Here is a 19,293-nt window from a genome sequence, read left to right on the forward strand (position 1 = left end):
TGCCAATAATAGAAATCGTGTTTACCTAAGCCGCAATTTTTTGGTCGATTCATTTGCCTTTAAAATTCGGCTTCCGTTTTTCTTTGAAGGCGAGCAGGGCCTCTTTCCTGTCGTCGGTATCCAAGGTTTGGTTGTAATGGGCGCGTTCCACTCGTAATGCTTCTTCCATTTCCAAGCCGATTCCTTTTCGTATAGCTCCCTTCGCGAGACGGACCGCGATAGGAGCTTTTTCGGAAAGGACCGTGGCAAAAGATTTTGCATCCTCATAGGCCGAGGAATCCGATATCGAATTTGCCAACCCGTACGCGTAACCGGTTTCGGCGTCGATCGTCCTTCCGGATAGGATCATCTCCATAGCGCGGTAAGTCCCGATCCGTCTAGGCAAACGTTGGGTGCCTCCGGCACCGGGTATGATCCCCAAGCCGGTTTCAGTCAGCCCGACCCGAACGCTTTTTCTTAAAATAATAAAGTCGCAAGAAAGAGCCAATTCCAGTCCTCCTCCGAAAGCGTCCCCGTCCAAGGCGGCGATTGTAGGACAGGAAAGATTTTCCAAGGAAAGAAAACATTTTCCGATCGAGTCCAAAAACGAGTGCACTTCCGCTTCGCTCATCCCCTCTCTTTCCTTTAAGTCGGCTCCCGCGCAAAATACGGGCCCTTCCCCCCGAAGGACTAAAGCCCGGATTTCCGAATCGGCGGATACCTCATTGATAAGCGACATAAGCTGAGAGAGCAATTCACGAGAAATCGCGTTCCTTTTCTCAGCACGATTTAAAGTAATAGTTGCTATTTTGTTTTCCAAGGAATAAAGAACGGTCGGGTTCATGTGATGATCTCCGGAAAAATCTTGTTTCTGGCAGTAAATTCTGTCCGATAATAGGGTAAGTTGCCGGGTTTTTTCCGTGCGGCAAGCAAAAGGCGATTCTTTGATCGGTTATAGGGTAGGGAAAATGCGGACTCATAATATGCGGATTCTACTCGTTTCGATTTTAGTTCTAGGCTCTCTCTTTTGTCAGAACTCTTCAAAACATACGGATCTTTCGACCTTGTTGGGTTTGGGAAATCCGGTTATCACGCAAATCGATCCGCCTTCAGGATCTCCTCCGATAGCGCCGTACTTGCCGACCCAATTGACGATTACGGGAAGAAATTTCGGTACGGATATAACCACGTCCGCAGTGACCATCAACGGAGTGACCGCTACCATTCTTACCGCAAATTCGACGACGATCACGACGACTGTACCGGCAGGAGCCTCATCCGGACTATTGTACGTGATGAAAACCAACGGAGTCGTTCTTTGTGACCCTTTGAACGGAAGCACCGCGACCAATTGCTACGGGTCTAAATTCTATGTGGATTGTTATAAAGCCTATAACGGAGCCTACGGAACGGAGCTAGGAATTACCTATCCTACTGCCAAGAGTTTTGCCATCAATGGACAGGTCGAAACGCATGCGATTCGAGTGGATTTGAATCTAAACGGGCCCACGAATGTAAAGATAGGTTGCGACACGTACGCCGCGATTACGTATTTTTCTCCGACATGTGGCCAGACCAATATGGGAGCGTTTTCTAACCCTGCAAGCTGGGTATACCAACCTACGATCAACTTCCCGACATATTATACAGTTCAAATGTTTATTACGGCCGGAACCGGAAACTGCAATATATCCTTCCCCTAATGGATCTTTATCGGAAAAAAAGCTTGGTTTTTTACCCGGAGCGAGTTACGATTTTGGGTGAGTGGAAATATGAGCGTCGTTTCTTCCATAAAACTCGGATTGCAGGAAAAGAATTCCCTGGATAACCGAAAGCTCCCGAAAGTGGAAGGGCTGATGAACGAACCTTACGAAAACAAACAAGCAAATACGAACGACCGTAAAGCCACGAGCTTGGATTATACGGGAGATATGTACAAGGTCAAAGGCGCTTTCATCGATAAAATCGCCTGATCCTAAAATGGAACGCTTCTATAAAAACAAAAAAGCCCTCAAAAAGAGGGCTTTTCAATTTCATCTACTCAAATTAAGACTTTCAATCTTCTTTGTAATTGATTTCTAAAATGTTTCCGGACGGATCCAAAAAGTGCAGGAATTCTCCCCCATCCCTCGCTTCCGGTCCTCTCACAATCTGAACGGATTTGGACTCCAATTCCACGATAGCTTCCGTAAAATCATCGACGTCCAAAACGAAGCTGAGCACGGGGGACTTGGCTTCGCTAAGCGCTCCTTTACTACCGTTCGTATGTAAAAGTTTGATATTAACCGAATCTAGACCTATAATTGCAAATTCACCGGTCCGCTCTTCGATGGTTTCAAAATCGAATAGTTCGGAATAAAACTTCACGGAGCTTTCCAAATCTCCCGTGGGTATTACGATGTAGTCGATTCCTTCTACGATGATCATGGAGGCGGATCCCTATTTTCTTTTTTAGTCATTATGGGGGGAAAACCAAGCTTGTCTATCGGAAAACCTCGGAGCAGTCGAGGTTTTTCCCGACCCTTCCGAATTCATTCTGTAACTTTACGGAAAACGAGTAGAAGGACGGAATCGATACGAAGTTTCAAAATCGGGAAAAGAACGGAATCCGGCTTTTATCCCGAAGTGGGCTATTATGGAAAGCCGCCGTTCGTGGTTCCCCAAATCCAGGGGTCTTCGGAAATTCGTCTTTTACATTTCCGTATTCTATTCGTCCTTTTTCGGAAGCGCGAAGAAATTCCTCAATTCGGAGTTTTGTTTTCCGATTTTCCAAAGGAATCCGTCCAGAACGTAGTGAGTGAATTGAGGGAGAAAGAACAGAGGGACCAGTACCGATTCGAGTCCTCTTCCGATACCGGATTTTACGATCGGATCGTTTCCGAATAATTGAGGATGTTCCCGCCAGACGAACGTATCCCAAAGCCATTCTTCGGAATACGAAAGCAGGATTAGAGTACCTATAAACGCGAAAACTCCCGAACCGATCCTTTTAAAGGCTTCGTAATATATCGCGGGAAAATTCCCTTTTGCGAATCTTCCGTACATAAACAGCAAGGCCATGTAGGGAACTCCATGGTTCACTATGTTCGTCAAGGTAAAACTTAAGTCGTCGTTTTTAACGACGATTCCCACATACCAGATAATAGCCGTGTTTAAAAGTAATAGGTTTTTGGGCCAGGACAGTCTACCCGATCTAAGGTAGGAATAAACTTGGGAGATAAAATACAGAAAGACCCAACCCCAAAAAAAGATCAGGGAATAGGTTGCTATGTCCGCCTGAGGAAAACTGAAAAAATCCCCGTCCAAGAACCATTCAAAATTACGGCCTTCCGGAGTCGTATGCCAATAGACGATTGGAACGATCGTTACGGCGTAAAGTGTGGATTTTTCCCAAGCGAAAGGAAGTACCTTGGATTCCCTCGGTTCCTTGGAGGAGTATAGCGCCAAGAAACCGTATTGTTGTCTGATAAAATGAAACACGGCCAGATAAGCCATAATTCTCCAAAAAATCGTTTTTCCGAAAGAGTGGAGTATCAATGCCGCTAAGAAACAGAAGATCGGAACGATCGTTAGGAGAGTTTTTCTCTCTACCCATTGTCGCTTATCAAAATAAGTCCGGAATAAAGTGGAATATACGTGCGAGACATCGATGCCGGGAACGAGAACCAACCATAGCCAGGAAGGGAAGGCTTTTCCATTCGTTCTACCCGAACCTGATCCGGCAATCCCGCTCGATAATCCGGCCAAATCCAGCGAATACAATATCAACACCGAAAAGATTCCGGGACCGATGATCCAGATCAGATCGAATTTTGCGGAAAAAATCCAAGGATTTTTTTGCGAAGATTCCTGTTTCAAAAACTTCTCCCCAGATCTCTATTCACTTTCTTAAAGGCTTCGTGTCCCCTATAGAGAGCTTCCTCGAAAATGGATACTCCACTTAAATCGGAATGTGCAAAATGAAGACCCTGAGCGGAAATTGAAAGGCTTTGGCGATCGTTTCCCCAGAGAAAGCCCGGATTCGGTCGAATCATCCCGTGAGCGATCGTCATTATATCCAACCGAGTGACGAGTCCGTCTATGTCCGGATGAGGTCTGCGCAAATCGGAGAGAATTCCGTCTTTCCAATCTTTCCAGGAACTCCGAGCCATGTAATTTCTGGAACCGATCGTATCCCTTTCGCCGAAAGCGTGGTAATAAGTCAAAACGGATTGCGGCCTCTGAGCCCTAAGGTCTTGGTGGGTCGAAACCACGTACCCTAATCCTTTGCTCCGATAAATCACGTTTTCCCAAGCTGGCGGATGTCCCTTCCCTTCCGGAACTTCGTCTACGAATAAATTTGCGACCAACCAAGGGGAATACTGTAGTCGATGCAGTGCGGGGTTTTTTTCCCCCAATATATATTTTCTCGTAAATGAAGGTAGGGAATAAACCACCTGCTCGGAAACGTATTTGGTTTCCCGGTTTCTCGTCGCATCATAGACGGTCGTTTCCCATGTATTTGCGATTTTTTTTATGTTTAAGACTAACTGAGAGGTTTTGATCCGACCTTCGGAACGGCTTTTTAATTTTTCCATCAGGAATCCGTTTCCTTCCGGCCAGGTTAGTACGGCCGGAAAATCGTCCTCGTCATGGGGTCGTGAGCAGAAATAATGTAGTCCCGCCCAAGCGGATATACTTTCCGAATTTGCGCCGTAGTCGTCCCGGACACAATAATCGGCATACCAGAGGATTTCGGGAGAAGAGATGCCCTGGGACTTTAGGTAATCGGAAAATGGAAACATGTCCAACCGTAAAATGGAAGGATCTCTCGAAGACAGATCGATCGGAATCACGAATGCGCGTTTTCCGTCTCTGCCGATTCGGTTTTTCCAAGTACGTAATATTTCTTTGAATTTTTCCTCTTGTTCGTCGGGCTCCCCGGACCTTCTAGGTAATAACCCTGCGTGCCATCTCCCTTGGTAAAAAAGTCTTTCGCCCGGATCGAAACAAAGAGAGGTTTCCGCATAAATCGGATCTCCCGACTTGTCCGTTCCGACAACGAGACCTATCTCTTCCAGAAACTTGCGTACGAGTACCGCCTCTTTTCCCGGCTGCGGAAGATAATGCGCTCCCCATGGAAATCGGAAGCCTGCCCGTTCCTCGTACCTGGAATTGCCGCCGACTTCCTTTTCCAAATCCAGAATCAGATAGTCCTCGAACCCGGAATTTTTGAGATAATATCCCGTGGAAAGTCCGGAAATACCGCCACCGACGATCAGAACCTTCGTTCTTTTCGTTTCTCCAACCGGGTTTTTTCCGGGGGAATAATCGCGGATTTTATGTCCGAGGTTTTTATCCGGTCCGAGAATGGATCCTTCTAATTTTTTTCTTCTGAACTTAAAGAGGGCTCCGATTCCCAATGCCGCGGAGCATAAGGCTAGAGTAAAAAGAAATACTCTCCTGGAAAGACGATCCTCGTTCATATACTCGTCTTATCTTTGCCGACCGAACGGGTACTGCAAGGAAAAGATGTCGGGCGGAGGATTCTCCTTGGCTTTTCCCCCGGCCGGAAAAATTTTCCCACATGGCTCTTCTACTGGATTTGGACAATACGCTTTTCGACTCCGTAACGATTTACGAATCTACATTGAAACAATTGGAGAAAAACGCGAAACGATTCGGTTTCAAGAATCCGGAAGAATTTCGACTGAAATATTCTTCGGCAAGAACCGAAGCAAAACGGGATTTACCCAAAAAATCCACGAATCAATTGCGACTATTGTACTTCAAAAAAATGTCCGAATCCCTATTCGGATCGATTCGGGCAAAATGGGTTCTGGATTTGGAAGCCGAATATTTTCGTCTTTTCCTGCTCGGAATCAAGGAATGGAAGAGAAAGAACGGAAATGAGTTCGGTAAAATACTTCGGTTGCTTCGGGAAATCCAGGAACATAAGGATTTGATTCTTCTTACGAACGAGAATCTCAGAACACAACTTCTAAAATTAAAAGTGTTACTTCCGAACAACTTTAAATACCACTTGACGACTTCCGAAGAAGTCGGTGAGGAAAAGCCTTCCCGTCGGATTTTTGAAAAAGCGCTAAGCTTGGATTCCCGGAAGATCGGGCAGGATTATATGATTGGAGATTCTTTGGAAGGAGATATCCAAGGAGCATTGGACTTTGGAATCGAAGCGATTCACATAAAGGGGATCCTATCCGATTCGAATAAGAAAGATTCCGTTCTGGAAAAAAGAAGTCATGCCGCAGGAAGTTATTGGGAAGCGCCCGACTTACGCTCCGCTCTGAATTTGGTCCTAGCTACGGACCAAGGGAGAGTGCTTTAAGAAGCGGTGTTATTTTTGTAAAACCGTGCGATCGGCTAAGTCTAAAAAAGGTCCGAACGGGCGAACTTTTTGGATTTTCCCTGATGACGGTCGCTTTCAGGATGGATGTAATACAATGCGGTTTGGGACAGGTACGTAAATTGGCGAAAGTGCAATTCACCAAAATGGAAGGAATCGGAAACGATTACGTGTACATAGATGCGACTCGGGACGATCTCAGGTTAAGCCCGGCACAGATTCAAAAACTTTCCGATCGAAATTTCGGAATCGGAGGGGACGGGGTCATCTTCATTCGAAGCTCGAATCGGGGCGACTTCCTTATGGATATGTACAACGCCGACGGCTCTTCGTCCGAAATGTGCGGTAACGGAATTCGTTGCGTGGCCAAATACGTGTACGATCACGGACTAACTTCCAAAAAGAATCCGATCATCGAAACCGGAGCAGGTTTACTCGAAGTCGATTTAGCGGTAAATTCCGTAAATAAGGTGGAGTTCGTTTCCGTCGATATGGGAAAGCCGATCCTTGCACCGTCCCTCATTCCGGTGAATTTGGCGGGAGAGGGGCCGGTTTTAGAGCAGTCGATCCGAATCGGAGACCGATCCTTGAAGTTTACCGCAGTAAGCATGGGAAATCCTCATTGCGTGATTTTCGTGGAAGATCCGGATTCCTTTCCGGTTCACGAAATCGGTCCCTTGATCGAAAATAAAACGGATTTATTTCCGAGACGGGTAAACGTGGAATTCGTTTCTTTAAAAGGAAAGGACCATCTTTACCAGAGGACTTGGGAACGGGGGGCTGGAGAAACTCTTGCTTGCGGAACCGGCGCTTGTGCGGTCATGACGGCGGCACATTTGACCGGAAGAACCGGAAAAGACGTCCGGATCGATTTAAGAGGGGGAAGCCTTCGCATCCAGTGGTTGGAATCGGGACACGTTTTAATGACTGGCCCGGCTCAGGAAGTGTTTACAGGAATTGTGGAAGTCTAGGTTTCCACGTATTGGCCTTCCAACAATCTCGTCATCCGGACGCGAACTTCATCGGAAAGGCTTTTTAAATTTTCTTCCAACGATCCGGACAAGAACGGTCTGTGATCTATTTTTTCCCCGTAAACCACTTTCACTTTTTTATAAATCGCCCGCTTTTTGATTTCGCAGACTTCTTTCGGCATTCCCATGAAGCTACGAACGATTGGCGGGATGGGAATATCCGAGTAGGTCTCTTCCACAGGGATGATGACGGTGGGAAGAATATCGACTTTGTTCCGGATCGAAAACGCCGCAAAACCTTCGTGAAAATCCACCATGGGTTTTTTGAAATCGTTCTGTACCATGTAGTCATGGCCTTCCGGAAAAATTCCCAATACATCTCCTCGTTTGAAAACCTGCTGGATCATTTTTATGGAAGCGAGGGATATCTTACCGTCGACCGACATGGGGATTCCTCCCGCAATTTTGGCGAGATCCTTAAAGATCGGAATTCGAAACGTGTATTCCGCTGCCACCCAGGAAATGAACCTAGGGAATGTGCAGGAGAGAATGAACGGATCCATGTCGGAGCGATGGTTGCAGACCAGGATCAACTTGCCGTCGGAAACGATGTGTTCCGTACCGTAAGCGGTGATATTCACCGCCATTCCGATAAACGGAGCGACAAAATTTCGAATCGTAAGGTAAGCCCTTGCCTCTTTATCCATACCGGTTTCCAGTTCGGGAAATTATTCCCCTAAAAATACGTTCCACCATTTCTTATCCGGTTCCGCAGCTTTAGAAGAACCGGAGCCTCGCTCATTCGGTTCCGGTCCGCCGGACTGCGGCCTTCCCGTTTCCTTTTGCTTTCTCCGGGGTTGGATCGAGGCGAGGTTTCGTTTCATCTCCTCGTATTCCTTTTGGGCTCCAGCATTGGAACGGATATAATTTCGAATCTCGGCCCATTCCGGGTCGTGTTCATTGCCGTACACGGCGTAGTTCATCAGATCGATTTGATCGAACTCAGGCATAACTTTCCTTTCCGTAAAGGGAATTCGAAGCGGATTCGGGCTTTCGACGTTGCTCCACCCGAACCTTTCGCATGTTTGCCCGGGAAAATACTGTGGCAACAGTTTTAGTAAATTTCAAACCGGATTTTCCTCCTTCGTAAAAGAAAATTCTCTCGAGAAAGAGTGAATTCCGACTCTTCGTTTTCCGAATCTATAAAACATGGAGAGAGAGAATCTCCCTCGATTTAACGGACATAATCTTTCCGAAACGGAAGAAGAAAAAAAGGCCCCGTTCGAAGCAGGAAGTACAAGGATCATTCCTTTTCCTACATTGCCGGGTCGAAACTTGCGGAAAATCCGAGAGTTGTACGAAATCCTATTCGATTCAAGAGAAAGAATTTAAGTAAGAATCCCTTTTGGGGAAAAAGGACCTTCTCAAAAATTAAAAAAGAGAACGTAGAAAATTCAGGTACTCTTCTTTGCTCGGGTCCGACTCCGGAGGACACCATGTGGCAAATTCCTTGTCCGACTGAGGATCGTAAGGTCCCGACTTTCCTTCGAAACAGATACAATGTTCGGAAAGGCAGACGACTGTATGGTAAATTCCCGGAAGAATATCGATTCCGTATACGGGTCCTTCCGAACTCAAAATTTGGGTCTCCAGAACGCTTCCGTCTTCTCGGAAGAGAATGAACCCCAGTTTTCCCCGGAGTGCTAAAAACGTTTCCGGCTTGGGAGGATTTTTATGTCGATGGGGTTGGACGTACGTGTCCTTTGTAAGCACATTCAGGAACCTTTGGTACGGTTCCGAGAGTTCGTGAAAATTGTGATTTGTTCTCTTTCGGGGGGACGCGGCAGCTTCCTGTAGGAGTCGCCGGTAAAGTGATTCTTCTATATATTCTCTATCGAGTCGCGGCAAGGTTTAATCGCTCTTCACAATAGGCTACAAGGTAGTCTTTGCATGCAGTGCAGGTATCCGCAGCACCACAGGATCGTACTACCTCTCTATAATCTTTCCCTTCGGAGACGGCTCTTTGTACGATCGTTTCGAATCTCACTTGAGCGCAATGGCATTTTTCCATCCAACAGGCCTCTATCCTAACGGTACTATCGTTTTTGAGACTCAGTATAAATGTCAAGTGTTAGAGGAAAAAAAACAAAAGAATTTATACCAAGACCAGCATATTATGTCTCTTTATAAAAGGATGAACTCGGAGCGAAAATGGTAGAAAGAAAAAGGGATGATACTTGGATCCGAAGGATTTTAAAGAAAGAAGTGGCGCGCCCTGAAGGATTCGAACCTCCGACCCTTTGATCCGTAGTCAAATACTCTATCCATCTGAGCTAAGGGCGCGGATTTTAATGAAAAAATTTTCTCTCCAGAAGCGCTAGATGCTCTTCCGGGAGTTTCGGGACCAGTTTTTTTCCCTTAGAGTAATTGTATAGCAAGAAACCGGATAGACCGACATAGACGACAATTCCGATCAGATGCGATAGATTTCCCAGCCAGGGGCCCGCAAACGGAATCCAGGAAAGGATCCAGGAAGAGAAAAGAAATCCCACGAAGTACAATAGGTTTAGGAATGAAAGCTTGGAATATCTGAGAACGGTTTCTTCTCCCGGAAAGAAGGTGAATCCGAGGAGCCAATTCCCGAATAAGGGAAGAGTCACGAGATACACGCGGAAGGTTTCCGAAGTCGCGAATTCTCTTCCCCGTTTGAGTTCCGGTTCGAGGCGAGCGAAAAACTTATCCTTGAGTTCCGCGAATTTTACCGAGTATTTTTCGAACTTCATTTTCTATTTCCGGAAAGAAAGGTAATACTGTTTTTTTGCCTTGGTACGCCCATAATGCGCCGAGGACGCTATATCCCGTTAAAAGAACCCAAGCTACGTAACTTAAGAAATCCGTAACGATAGGATTGGCGCGAATCAATTTCAAAATGGAACTTAAGATCGGGAATTCTCGGAGAAACCAGACCACCAGATACAAAAATACGAATCCGGCATTTAGCTTCATCGCTTGGATTGCGTGGAATTTGCAGATCTCCTGGTGTTTTCTAAAAAACCAAGGCAGGAACCATCCGAAAAAAGGGATATAAGAGATCGCGGCGAAGGAGTTCGGGTATTCCTCTCCTTCTAAAAGTTTTCTAACATCTTCCAGGAATTCCCGGGTATTGAATCTCTGGGAGGACATATTTTCTTTCTTCCTGGCTGTGTCAGACGGAAAGGAGGGAACATTCGGAGACGCAGGGATTCGAACCCTGGGTACAGGTTACCCCATACGACAGTTTAGCAAACTGCTCCTTTCGACCGCTCAGGCACATCTCCATTCGTTCCTATCCGGAGAAGGTAGGATTCGAACCCACGGTGAGTTTCCCCACGACGGTTTTCAAGACCGCTGCCTTAAACCACTCGGCCACTTCTCCGGTTAAGGAATACTTTACTGACAGGAAGGGGGCCCCTGTCAAGGTGATTTAGTTATGGGCTCGGAAAAGAACCGTCCTTGGAATTTGAAAAAAAACCTTCGGAATTCCAAATCGAAAAACGGGAATCTTTCCGAAGAAAACGAGATAAGGGACATCGCACTCGAAAGATGGGCGAACCTAGGAAGAACCATCGCCCATACCGAAGGTAAGACCGCATTCATAAAGGCAGGAATTCCCGGAGAGATCGTCACCGTTCTGTTGGAGAAAGAAAAATCGGAGCTCCTTTGGGGCAGGGTAAAATCCGTCCGAAATTCTTCGCCTTCTCGGATCGGTACGGACTGTTCCTCCTTTCCGGAATGCGGAGGCTGCTCCTATAGACATGTGTCTTATGAAGAAGAACTCGATATTAAAAAAGGACTTCTATTGGATACTCTGCAAGGAATCGCGAAGTTCGATCGATCACGCTTGCCTGCCATCGCAATTTTGTCCGGTCCTAGCGATCACTATCGAAATACCGCACAGATAAAGCTCCTCCGTACGAAAAAAGGAATTCTCCCCGGATTTTATAGGGAGAATTCGAATCTGTTTGTCCGCCTCCCGGAGGAGGGATGCAGGCAACTTCCAAAAGAAATGAACGAGTATCTTTCTTTCGTCCTTAAGGATTCCACGCGCTGGACAAACAAGGAAGAATGTCGACTCAGGTTTTTCGGAAATTCCGTGTTCGAGTACGACAAGGAAGAAGCGACCGTCGGCCCTTTTTTCGAGGAGGGACTGGTTTGGAAGATTCCGGCCGGAGGATTTACGCAAGTGAATCGGTTTTTGGTCCAACCTTGGCTGGAACGGATCCGCTCTTGGATTCCCGCCGGAACCGAATCCGTTTTGGAGCTTTATTGCGGGGCCGGCTTGATCAGTCTTTCTTTATCGGCGAAAATAAAACGACTGATCGGGTATGAATTGTCGGGACGATCGGTGCGTATGGCGAGGGAAAATGCGGAGACCGCGGGCAGGAAAAATCTTTCCTTCGAGGTGCTGGATTTGGAAAAAGAGTCCCTTCCCGAAAAGATTTCTTCGGAATCCGACTTATGGATTTTGAATCCTCCAAGATCCGGCGCTGCGAAAAAAGTCATGGCGTCCTTGGAGTTGCGTAAGCCTCGTTCTTTGATTTATTCCAGTTGCAATCATACTACCTTAGCTCGGGATTTGCGCGCCTTGGACGAGTTCGGATATAGGATAGAGGATTTGGTTCTTGCGGATTTCTTTCCGCGCACGCACCATTTCGAAGTTCTGGTTCGACTCCAGCGTAACGGGAATAAAACGCATTCTTAAAGCCCGAATTCTCTTTTTCATTTTTTCCGGAGAAAAATTTCTTTTCCGAGATTTGTTCGAAAAATCGCTTTAAACTCTTTCTTTTCCGCATGGAATAGTTGTAAGTACTCCGGCGGAATCCAATGCCAATCATCGACGATACAGAATTTCTTTCCCGAAAAAACCAGGAATCGAACTTAAAGCTGGGAGAAGTGTTCCAGGGGATATGGTTGGAAAACGAAATTTGCTTCGCTATCGCAGGCGGAGGATGTAAGGCGTTTTACGGATTAGGAATCGGGCACGAATTAAAATCCTGGGGATTGAAACTCAGACAAGTTTCGGGAGTTTCTGCGGGAGCCGCTATGGTCCTCTGTCTTCTCTGCGAATCCGAAGAAGAATCCGTGGCTTTTTTCGAAAGAATCGTTCGGAAGAACCCGCGTAATTTTTATTTCACAAAACTCTTTCGTGGAGAACCCGCTTTTCCGCACGAAGAGATGTACAGAAAGACCATCCGGTTCGGTATGGATTTTCCCAAGATCATCAAATCGGGCGCAAAGGTTTATATCCATACGATTCGCGCTTTTCCGAAGAGAGATTCTTTGAAAAACACGTTTCGTTTGGCGCGTCTCATTGCCGAAACCGGAAGAGCTTTCTTGGAGGATGAGCGGGACCGAAATCGAGGTTTGAATACGGAGAGAACGTTCCGTGTTCTTCGGAATTGGAACATGAAGGAAGTCCTTTTTACCGAATCGGATTTTCAGGATCCGAATACGATCGAGCAGATTATCCTGAATTCCTCTTCGATTCCTCCGGTAGTTTCCTTTCAAAAGCATAGAAAGGAATATTATCTGGACGGAGGTCTGACTAATAATCTCCTTTTGGAAGCGTTTCCTCCGTCCGCAAAGATTATCGGTGTCCATTACGAATCCACGACTTTAGTCGGCAAGGATCCGAGATTATTGGGTCGTTGCTTTTTGATGAATCCCTCCGAACCTTTACCCATTACTAGTTTCGATTATACGAATGCGATCGGCGTACGCGAGACATACGAGTTGGGCAAAAGGGACGCACGCAGGAATAAGGAACGGATTCTCGATTATCTCAAAAGGGACTGGGCTAAAAAAGCGAGTCGTTTGCGGAATTGATTCCCTATTCGAAACGGATGTCGTCGGAGTAGGAAAAAGAATCGAAGGATAATCACCGGGATGGAAATCTGATCCCCAGGCTCGAATCGTGTTAAATTCTTCTACTGTTATTTCCGTTCAAAACGTAACCAAAAAATTCAAGGACATAACTGCGGTGAATTCCCTTTCTTTGGAGATCCGAAAAGGGGAATTCGTCGCTTTGCTTGGACCGAACGGTGCAGGCAAGACCACTCTCATTGAAATGCTGGAAGGGATCCAATCTCCGGATTCCGGAAAAATCTCCATATTGGGTGCTTCCTGGAAAGACAACGAATCTTTCCTTCGAGGAAAGATCGGTCTAGCACTGCAGGAAACTCGGTTCATGGATAAGGCTACCGTGTGGGAAACCCTGGAACTGTTCGGAAGTTTCTACAAAGCTCCGGAACAACGATTGAACGAGATCCTGGAATTGACCCGCCTGACAGAAAAGAAAAAAACCTTTGTGAACAGTTTGTCCGGAGGACAGAGACAAAGACTCGCTTTAGGCGTCTCCATTATGAATCGTCCTGAAATTCTTTTTTTGGACGAGCCGACGACCGGCTTGGATCCGGGAGCTCGACGGGACATTTGGAAGATTTTGGAAGACCTTCGAATCGAAGGTACTACGATGATCCTTACGACTCACTATATGGAAGAGGCGGAAGTACTCTGCGAAAGAATCATCGTAATGGATAAAGGAACGATTTTGGACCAAGGAACTCTGTCGGAATTACTCGGAAAAATGGGCGGAGGAGAAATCGTAAGATTTACCTTGGAAGGCGGAGCCGGCAAAGAGCCGGAAGTTTTTCTCCCTAAACTCGGACGTTCCAAATTTCTTTGGAATCCCTCCAACAAAGAAGGTCGGGTATTCGTGGATAAGATCACGGAATATCTTCCCGCGATGTTAGACTCTTTTTCCAAGGCAGGATTGGCATTGAAAGAATTGGAATGCCACCAGAAAACTTTGGATGACTTATTTCTTTCGATGACGGGTAGAGGACTCGGAGAATGAAACAGATATATCATTTAGTCACGATCCAACTGAAGGAATTTTATAGGGAGCCCGGAATCATTTTTTGGGCATTCGTCTTTCCGATTGCGATTGCCGGAGTTTTGGGACTCGCGTTTACGACGAGAGGAGTCCTGGAAACCAGGGCGGCGGTCCTATCGACTTCTCCGAATGCGGAAGGCCTAAGTAAAAGGATCGAATCGGCGTTTGCGACGACGGAAGGAGGCAACCTTCATGGGTTAGGGATCGTTCGACCGAAGATCCAATCCGAAGACGAGGCGTTCCGGGCATTGAAACGAGGAGAATTGAATCTGATCGTTAGTGAGGACTCGGAGGGCAATCTGGAGTTTTCCTTTGACCCCAAGAATTCCAATGCACAAAGGGATTATCTTTTACTTTCAAACGCGTTGCTCGCGGAATCTAAAATGGAAACTGCCCGAGCTAGAATACGGACCTTGGATTCTAAAGGCACCAGATATATAGATTATTTGGTACCGGGAATGCTCGCCATGGGAGTGATGAATTCCTGTCTTTGGGGAGTCGGTTGGAATCTGATCGAGATGCGTATGAAGAAACTTTTGAGAAGGATGTCCGCTACTCCTATGAATAAGTTGGGTTTCGTGCTTTCGTTTTTCTTTACCAGATTGATCGTTACCGTGCTCGAATCGATCCTATTTTTAACGTTCACGTTTACGGTTTTCGATAACGCATTTTTCGGTTCCGTCTGGGGTGCGGTCGCGGTGTATCTAGCGGGAAATTTCTCCTTTGCTTGTATCGGAATTTTGGTAGGTTCCCGAGCCCAAAGTTCGCAGGTAGGAAACGGCTTAGTGAACGCCGTCACCTTCCCGATGATGGTGCTTTCCGGAATCTTTTTCAGTTACAAAAATTTTCCGGAAATAGTACTTCCGGTCGTACGGAATCTGCCTCTTACTTTGATGGCGGATTCTTTGCGTGCAGTATTCGTGGAAGGTGCCAGCTTTGTGGATTGTTTACCAGCTTGCGCTTTATTAACGATCTTCGGCTTCGTTTTTTTGACAATGGGCCTTCGGATATTTCGATGGTCTTAGAATGCTGAATTTACCTTCCCGCTGGAAACAATGGGCGTACGAAAAAACCGTCAAACCGATCCTACTGAACCTAGATCCGGAAACCGCTCACCTTCTCGCGTATAGACTTCTGGATGTATCGTCGAATTTGCCGTTCGCATTTTTCGCGATTGAAAATTCTACATGTTTTAAAAGCCCTCGCTTGGAAACGGAAGTTGCGGGTATTCGATTTTCCAACCCTGTGGGTCTTGCGGCGGGATTCGATAAAACCGGCGAACTGTATCCTTTCCTTTCGAGGATGGGATTCGGTTCCATCGAAATCGGAACGGTTACCGGACAATCGCAGCCCGGGAATCCTAAGCCGAGAGTCTTTCGCTATCCCGAAGACCAGGCTCTTATCAATCGTATGGGCTTTAACAATCCCGGGGCGGACCGAGTCTTAGATACCGTTCAAAGACAGAATAGGATTGCAGTAAGAGGAATCAACGTCGGGAAATCCAAAATCGTATCCGAGGAAAACGCGGTGGAGGATTACCTTTATTCCATCCGTAAGTTGATCGGATTTGCGGATTATCTCGTGATCAATATTTCTTCTCCCAATACTCCCGGCTTAAGGAATTTCCAAAAACCGGAAAATTTTGGCAAGTTGGCGGGCGGGATTCGAAGCGGTTTAGGAGGCGGATTTCCTGTTCCGACTTTCGTCAAGTTTGCACCGGATATGGATGAGAGGGAACTGAGGGAATTGTTGGAATGCCTGCCGGAGTCCGGAATGTCCGGTGTGGTTCTGACGAATACCACAATAGATAAAACCGTTCTAAAGAGATATCCTAACGTAGAATCCGAAGGGGGAGTTTCCGGTCTTCCTCTACGCAATAGATCCACTCGATTGATTCGGATTGCGTATGAAACGCTACGGGGGAAGCTGCCGATCATCGGAGTCGGAGGAGTCGATTCCGGAGAAGCCGCCTTGGAAAAAATTTTGGCCGGGGCGGATTTAATCCAGCTGTATACCGGTTATATATACCAAGGTCCCTTTTTGCCCTTACGGATCCTGGAATTTTTGGACAAAACCTTGGAAAAGTTTGGGGCCAAATCGGTTTCGGAAATTGTGGGAAAACAATCCTTATAATTGGGAAGCCGTCGAATCAAGGCGAAAAATAGGATTGCCCTCTTTGTCGGAAAAGCGCGACCTTTAGTTTTGCAACGGATGGCGTCGGAAAACCTGATAAAATAGAATTATATGAAAAAAATTACGTCACTATCGATCCTTACCGTCCTTCCGTTACTTTTACTTTCCTGCTCTAAATCGGGCAAGAAGGATAATAATACGGATCTACTTTTGGGACTAATGATCGTCGACGAAATAAAATACCATTGCGATCCGAGTGAGAATGTACGAACCAATCTTCCGAGCTCTCCGCAATATACGTTATCCGCTATAAATCCGAGTTACAGTGTTTACGATTCGGCGTACCAATCCGGAATCGGAACCATTTATTTGAACGGATACGATTCTTGGACGGGTCTCGGCAGATACAATCCTATGGGGATCCTTTACGCATCCCAAAATCAGACAAATTCCAGCGCGATGATGGCCGGGTACTGGACTGCAGCGGGGGCTTTCGGTGAGAGTTCGATCAATAAGGACGAAGGCGGAGGAACTTATTCTTCCACTACTTCGTTTCCCGTAGGGGCTTCCCCCGATTACGCGGCTCCCGGATCGGGCTATGACAACTTCGGAACGAATAGCCAACTCAGGACGTACATGGTGACGACCGCATCAGCGATCACGTCTTCTATCTCAGGTTGGAAAGTGGTCAATAATATCCCTCAAACTTGCGAAGAATATAAATTTCGACCGGAGCAAGGAGGGGTTGTCGGAAGTTCGCAAACCGGTCTGAGTAAGGTTTGGCAGTCCAGAAAAAGACTTACGATCCGATTCATAGAGGTGAATAACGGAGCGAGCCAGGTCTTTACGAATCCGACTTTTTTTACCGCGCTGGTCGGATCGAACGCACTTACCGCGAGGCTCATTCAGATTTTCGGTCAACCTTCCGTCGGAATCGATCTTTCCTTTTCTTATTACGTATATGATGCGGCGTCCTGCGGAGACGTAACGAACGGAAACCGCTTCGAAATTTCCGACATCTTCAACGATTCCGCGACTAGTCCTACGAATTGTTCTTTGGCAAAATTGTACACTACCTCCTCTGCAGCGCAGGATCCGAACGCGTTGAACGTATTTTTTATTTCCGAACTTTCCTCGTCAGTGAATCCGAAACTCCATGACGGTCTTTTGGGAATCGCTGCCGGAATCCCCGGCTTACCGGGGAAGATCGGAACTCCTAAATCAGGGATGGCCGTTTTTATAGAAAACCATCGATCTTCCGGTGTTGCAGGCGGAAATCTATCGGATAACGATCTTACCTTTCTCGCAAATACGATCGCTCATGAAGGTTCGCATTTCTTAGGATTATATCATCCGGTCGAGATAGATCAATCCTCTCAGGTATATGTAGACCCACTACCCGAAACTCCCGAATGTCGTAACCCGGGAACCAACGGTCAAATTACGATTTCCGGATGTTTAGGATCGGGTTTCTATAATTCAGGGGGTTTGAATCTCATGTTTCCGTTAGGAAACGCGAGCGTTAATCAATCCCAATTAACCGGCGAACAGGGTTGGGTTTTACGCTCGAATCCTTTGGCTTATTAGGAAAATTGAAATGAAAAAGGAATCCATCTTCGCCGTCTTTTTTCTGCTGGTGGTCCAGTTACCGTCCGACGTATTTGCACAATTTTTGGATCCAAAGATCAAGAACAAAATTCGGGAAATCACGAGCGAGACGGGGCATACGAATCGGGACGACCAATACGCCAGGATATCCGGCTTATCTTCCGATCCGATTCCGTATTTGAACGGTATCTTAAAAGATAGCGGAGTCCGAGTCTATGAGCAAAAAGCGATCCTGGATTTTATCGGTAGGTTCCAATCCGACGGAGCCGCATCTTCGTTGGAAAAAATCGTTTCGGATGAGACCGTGCATCCTTCCGTAAGGACTTCCGGATTGGTCTCATACGCGAAAAATTTCGGATCGAAAAAAAACGCTAGGGTATTACAGTTTTTGGGCGGATTTGCAAACCATCCATTATTAGGAAAAGATTCCGTTTTACTAATGCAAAAGGTTCGAAATGGAGAATTTGCTGATACGGAAAAGATCCCTGCTTCTCGGTCGAAGGGAAAGCAGGGGAATTTTTTCATCAAAGCGAATCCTTAGATCGAAAATTCCCGGAAAGATTCAGGGATCTTCCTTGGGACGACATTTTCCTCTGTCTTCCCATTCCACCTTCCATTCGGTAGCGGAGGTCCCTTCCTTGACCATTCTTAGAACGATATCCGAACAGATAGTCTTCGTTCCGTTTTCGGAAAGTTCAAACTCCCCTTCATAGCGAAACCAAAATTGTTCCTTACTGAGCGTGGAATTTTGTCCGAATTCGGGTTCGCTTAACCGTAAGGAATCCAGAGTCTTATTCGTTCTGCCTTTTTCCTCGAAGATTGCGGATTCCGCAAGTTGGTATGCTTCCTCTTTACTCGGAGGCTCTTTTCCAGCTTCGGTCAGAACTACTGACCGAGCTAGTCCGATATCGGCAAAGATCCAGCCTTTATTTCTCGTAAACTGGAAAATCACGCCCACAGGAGTCTTTGTCGTTCTACCGTCCTTGTTCCGCGCAGTCAAAAAGAAGGAGAACTTATAGCGAACATCGGGAGTGGAATCTTCGGACGTATCTCCCTCGATCAATCTAGGTTTTCCGGTGGAATGTATGCTTAGGACTTTATCTCCGGGAAATCGCTTGGTCCATTGCGTTTGTAGTTCCTTCTTGGCTTTTTCCTCGTCGGGAGGACCCGCAATTTGTGCCGTGATGTATAAAGGCGAAAACAGAAGTAGAACCGCTCCTGTCATTAGAAGTACTTTCGCCATAGATCGGAATTTGTATCCACTTGAAAGATCCTTGTCAATGAAATTCCCCTATTTCACTATTTCCGAATCGGAGGCGAGT

22 protein-coding genes and 3 tRNA genes are annotated in these 19,293 nt (G+C 46.4%); 11 read left to right on the plus strand and 14 right to left on the minus strand.

The annotated features are described in order from the left end of the window. Positions 1–49: 49 nt before the first annotated feature. On the minus strand, positions 50–823 hold the full coding sequence (locus EHO61_RS04800; RefSeq protein WP_135812463.1) for an enoyl-CoA hydratase/isomerase family protein: 774 nt from the start codon (positions 821–823) through the stop codon (positions 50–52). Between the two features lie 124 nt (positions 824–947). Between EHO61_RS04800 and EHO61_RS04805 the strand changes: the two genes are divergently transcribed. Further along, a complete protein-coding gene (locus EHO61_RS04805; RefSeq protein WP_135812590.1) occupies positions 948–1,682 on the plus strand; it encodes an LIC10067 family putative lipoprotein in 735 nt (244 codons plus the stop codon). A 69-nt stretch (positions 1,683–1,751) separates the two neighbouring features. Beyond that, on the plus strand, positions 1,752–1,952 hold the full coding sequence (locus EHO61_RS04810; protein WP_135767089.1) for a hypothetical protein: 201 nt from the start codon (positions 1,752–1,754) through the stop codon (positions 1,950–1,952). Between the two features lie 82 nt (positions 1,953–2,034). On the opposite strand, the gene EHO61_RS04815 is transcribed toward EHO61_RS04810, so the two are convergent. From EHO61_RS04815 to EHO61_RS04825, 3 genes are all read right to left on the minus strand, one after another. After that, on the minus strand, positions 2,035–2,406 hold the full coding sequence (locus tag EHO61_RS04815) for a VOC family protein (protein WP_135812464.1): 372 nt from the start codon (positions 2,404–2,406) through the stop codon (positions 2,035–2,037). Between the two features lie 279 nt (positions 2,407–2,685). Then, entirely contained in the window at positions 2,686–3,837 is a 1,152-nt protein-coding gene (locus EHO61_RS04820) for a hypothetical protein (protein WP_135812465.1), read from the minus strand. Continuing rightward, positions 3,834–5,444 carry an NAD(P)-binding protein gene (locus EHO61_RS04825; RefSeq protein WP_135812466.1) on the minus strand — a complete coding sequence of 537 codons (1,611 nt, stop codon included), beginning with the start codon at positions 5,442–5,444 and terminating at the stop codon, positions 3,834–3,836. The genes EHO61_RS04820 and EHO61_RS04825 overlap by 4 nt, the downstream gene beginning before the upstream one ends. Positions 5,445–5,545: 101 nt before the next feature. Between EHO61_RS04825 and EHO61_RS04830 the strand changes: the two genes are divergently transcribed. After that, positions 5,546–6,307: an HAD family hydrolase gene (locus EHO61_RS04830; RefSeq protein ID WP_135812467.1), complete on the plus strand. Its 762-nt coding sequence runs from the start codon at positions 5,546–5,548 to the stop codon at positions 6,305–6,307. Between the two features lie 140 nt (positions 6,308–6,447). Beyond that, positions 6,448–7,296: a diaminopimelate epimerase gene (dapF, locus tag EHO61_RS04835; protein ID WP_135812591.1), complete on the plus strand. Its 849-nt coding sequence runs from the start codon at positions 6,448–6,450 to the stop codon at positions 7,294–7,296. On the opposite strand, the gene EHO61_RS04840 is transcribed toward dapF, so the two are convergent. The 9 genes from EHO61_RS04840 to EHO61_RS04885 form a co-directional block, all read right to left on the minus strand. Beyond that, a complete protein-coding gene (locus EHO61_RS04840; RefSeq protein WP_135812468.1) occupies positions 7,293–8,003 on the minus strand; it encodes a lysophospholipid acyltransferase family protein in 711 nt (236 codons plus the stop codon). The two genes, dapF and EHO61_RS04840, sit on opposite strands and share 4 nt — an antisense overlap. A gap of 21 nt (positions 8,004–8,024) precedes the next feature. Further along, the gene (locus tag EHO61_RS04845) at positions 8,025–8,306 is read right to left on the minus strand and encodes a hypothetical protein (protein ID WP_135812469.1); all 282 of its coding nucleotides are present in this window, start codon (positions 8,304–8,306) and stop codon (positions 8,025–8,027) included. Positions 8,307–8,727: 421 nt separating this feature from the next. Beyond that, complete coding sequence (locus EHO61_RS04855) at positions 8,728–9,204, minus strand: WbuC family cupin fold metalloprotein (protein WP_135812471.1); 477 nt, start codon at positions 9,202–9,204, stop codon at positions 8,728–8,730. After that, on the minus strand, positions 9,188–9,367 hold the full coding sequence (locus EHO61_RS04860; RefSeq protein ID WP_135767079.1) for a hypothetical protein: 180 nt from the start codon (positions 9,365–9,367) through the stop codon (positions 9,188–9,190). The genes EHO61_RS04855 and EHO61_RS04860 overlap by 17 nt, the downstream gene beginning before the upstream one ends. A 195-nt stretch (positions 9,368–9,562) precedes the next feature. Then, positions 9,563–9,639, minus strand: a tRNA-Arg gene (locus EHO61_RS04865). Positions 9,640–9,644: 5 nt separating this feature from the next. Next, positions 9,645–10,079: a hypothetical protein gene (locus tag EHO61_RS04870; RefSeq protein ID WP_135812472.1), complete on the minus strand. Its 435-nt coding sequence runs from the start codon at positions 10,077–10,079 to the stop codon at positions 9,645–9,647. Beyond that, complete coding sequence (locus tag EHO61_RS04875) at positions 10,033–10,479, minus strand: hypothetical protein (protein WP_135812473.1); 447 nt, start codon at positions 10,477–10,479, stop codon at positions 10,033–10,035. The genes EHO61_RS04870 and EHO61_RS04875 overlap by 47 nt, the downstream gene beginning before the upstream one ends. Before the next feature lie 45 nt (positions 10,480–10,524). Then, a tRNA-Ser gene (locus EHO61_RS04880) sits at positions 10,525–10,613 on the minus strand. Between the two features lie 13 nt (positions 10,614–10,626). Continuing rightward, positions 10,627–10,711, minus strand: a tRNA-Ser gene (locus EHO61_RS04885). A gap of 54 nt (positions 10,712–10,765) precedes the next feature. Between EHO61_RS04885 and EHO61_RS04890 the strand changes: the two genes are divergently transcribed. The 7 genes from EHO61_RS04890 to EHO61_RS04920 all read left to right on the plus strand — a co-directional run bounded on the left by EHO61_RS04890 (position 10,766) and on the right by EHO61_RS04920 (position 18,512). Continuing rightward, a complete protein-coding gene (locus tag EHO61_RS04890) occupies positions 10,766–12,037 on the plus strand; it encodes a class I SAM-dependent RNA methyltransferase (protein WP_135812474.1) in 1,272 nt (423 codons plus the stop codon). Between the two features lie 122 nt (positions 12,038–12,159). After that, positions 12,160–13,161: a patatin-like phospholipase family protein gene (locus EHO61_RS04895; protein ID WP_135812475.1), complete on the plus strand. Its 1,002-nt coding sequence runs from the start codon at positions 12,160–12,162 to the stop codon at positions 13,159–13,161. A gap of 88 nt (positions 13,162–13,249) precedes the next feature. After that, positions 13,250–14,191: an ABC transporter ATP-binding protein gene (locus EHO61_RS04900; protein WP_135812476.1), complete on the plus strand. Its 942-nt coding sequence runs from the start codon at positions 13,250–13,252 to the stop codon at positions 14,189–14,191. Further along, positions 14,188–15,255 (plus strand): ABC transporter permease, encoded by a 1,068-nt coding sequence (locus EHO61_RS04905; protein ID WP_135812477.1) that lies wholly within the window; start codon positions 14,188–14,190, stop codon positions 15,253–15,255. The genes EHO61_RS04900 and EHO61_RS04905 overlap by 4 nt, the downstream gene beginning before the upstream one ends. Position 15,256: 1 nt before the next feature. Then, positions 15,257–16,363 carry a quinone-dependent dihydroorotate dehydrogenase gene (locus EHO61_RS04910; RefSeq protein ID WP_135812478.1) on the plus strand — a complete coding sequence of 369 codons (1,107 nt, stop codon included), beginning with the start codon at positions 15,257–15,259 and terminating at the stop codon, positions 16,361–16,363. Between the two features lie 111 nt (positions 16,364–16,474). Next, a complete protein-coding gene (locus EHO61_RS04915; RefSeq protein ID WP_135812479.1) occupies positions 16,475–17,950 on the plus strand; it encodes a pappalysin-1 domain protein in 1,476 nt (491 codons plus the stop codon). A 10-nt stretch (positions 17,951–17,960) separates the two neighbouring features. Beyond that, positions 17,961–18,512 carry a hypothetical protein gene (locus EHO61_RS04920; RefSeq protein WP_135812480.1) on the plus strand — a complete coding sequence of 184 codons (552 nt, stop codon included), beginning with the start codon at positions 17,961–17,963 and terminating at the stop codon, positions 18,510–18,512. A gap of 21 nt (positions 18,513–18,533) precedes the next feature. Here EHO61_RS04920 and EHO61_RS04925 read toward each other — a convergent pair whose 3' ends face one another. Further along, positions 18,534–19,214: a hypothetical protein gene (locus tag EHO61_RS04925; protein ID WP_210415295.1), complete on the minus strand. Its 681-nt coding sequence runs from the start codon at positions 19,212–19,214 to the stop codon at positions 18,534–18,536. Between the last annotated feature and the right edge of the window lie 79 nt (positions 19,215–19,293).

The organism is Leptospira fluminis (genome assembly GCF_004771275.1).
Taxonomy (GTDB): domain Bacteria; phylum Spirochaetota; class Leptospiria; order Leptospirales; family Leptospiraceae; genus Leptospira_B; species Leptospira_B fluminis.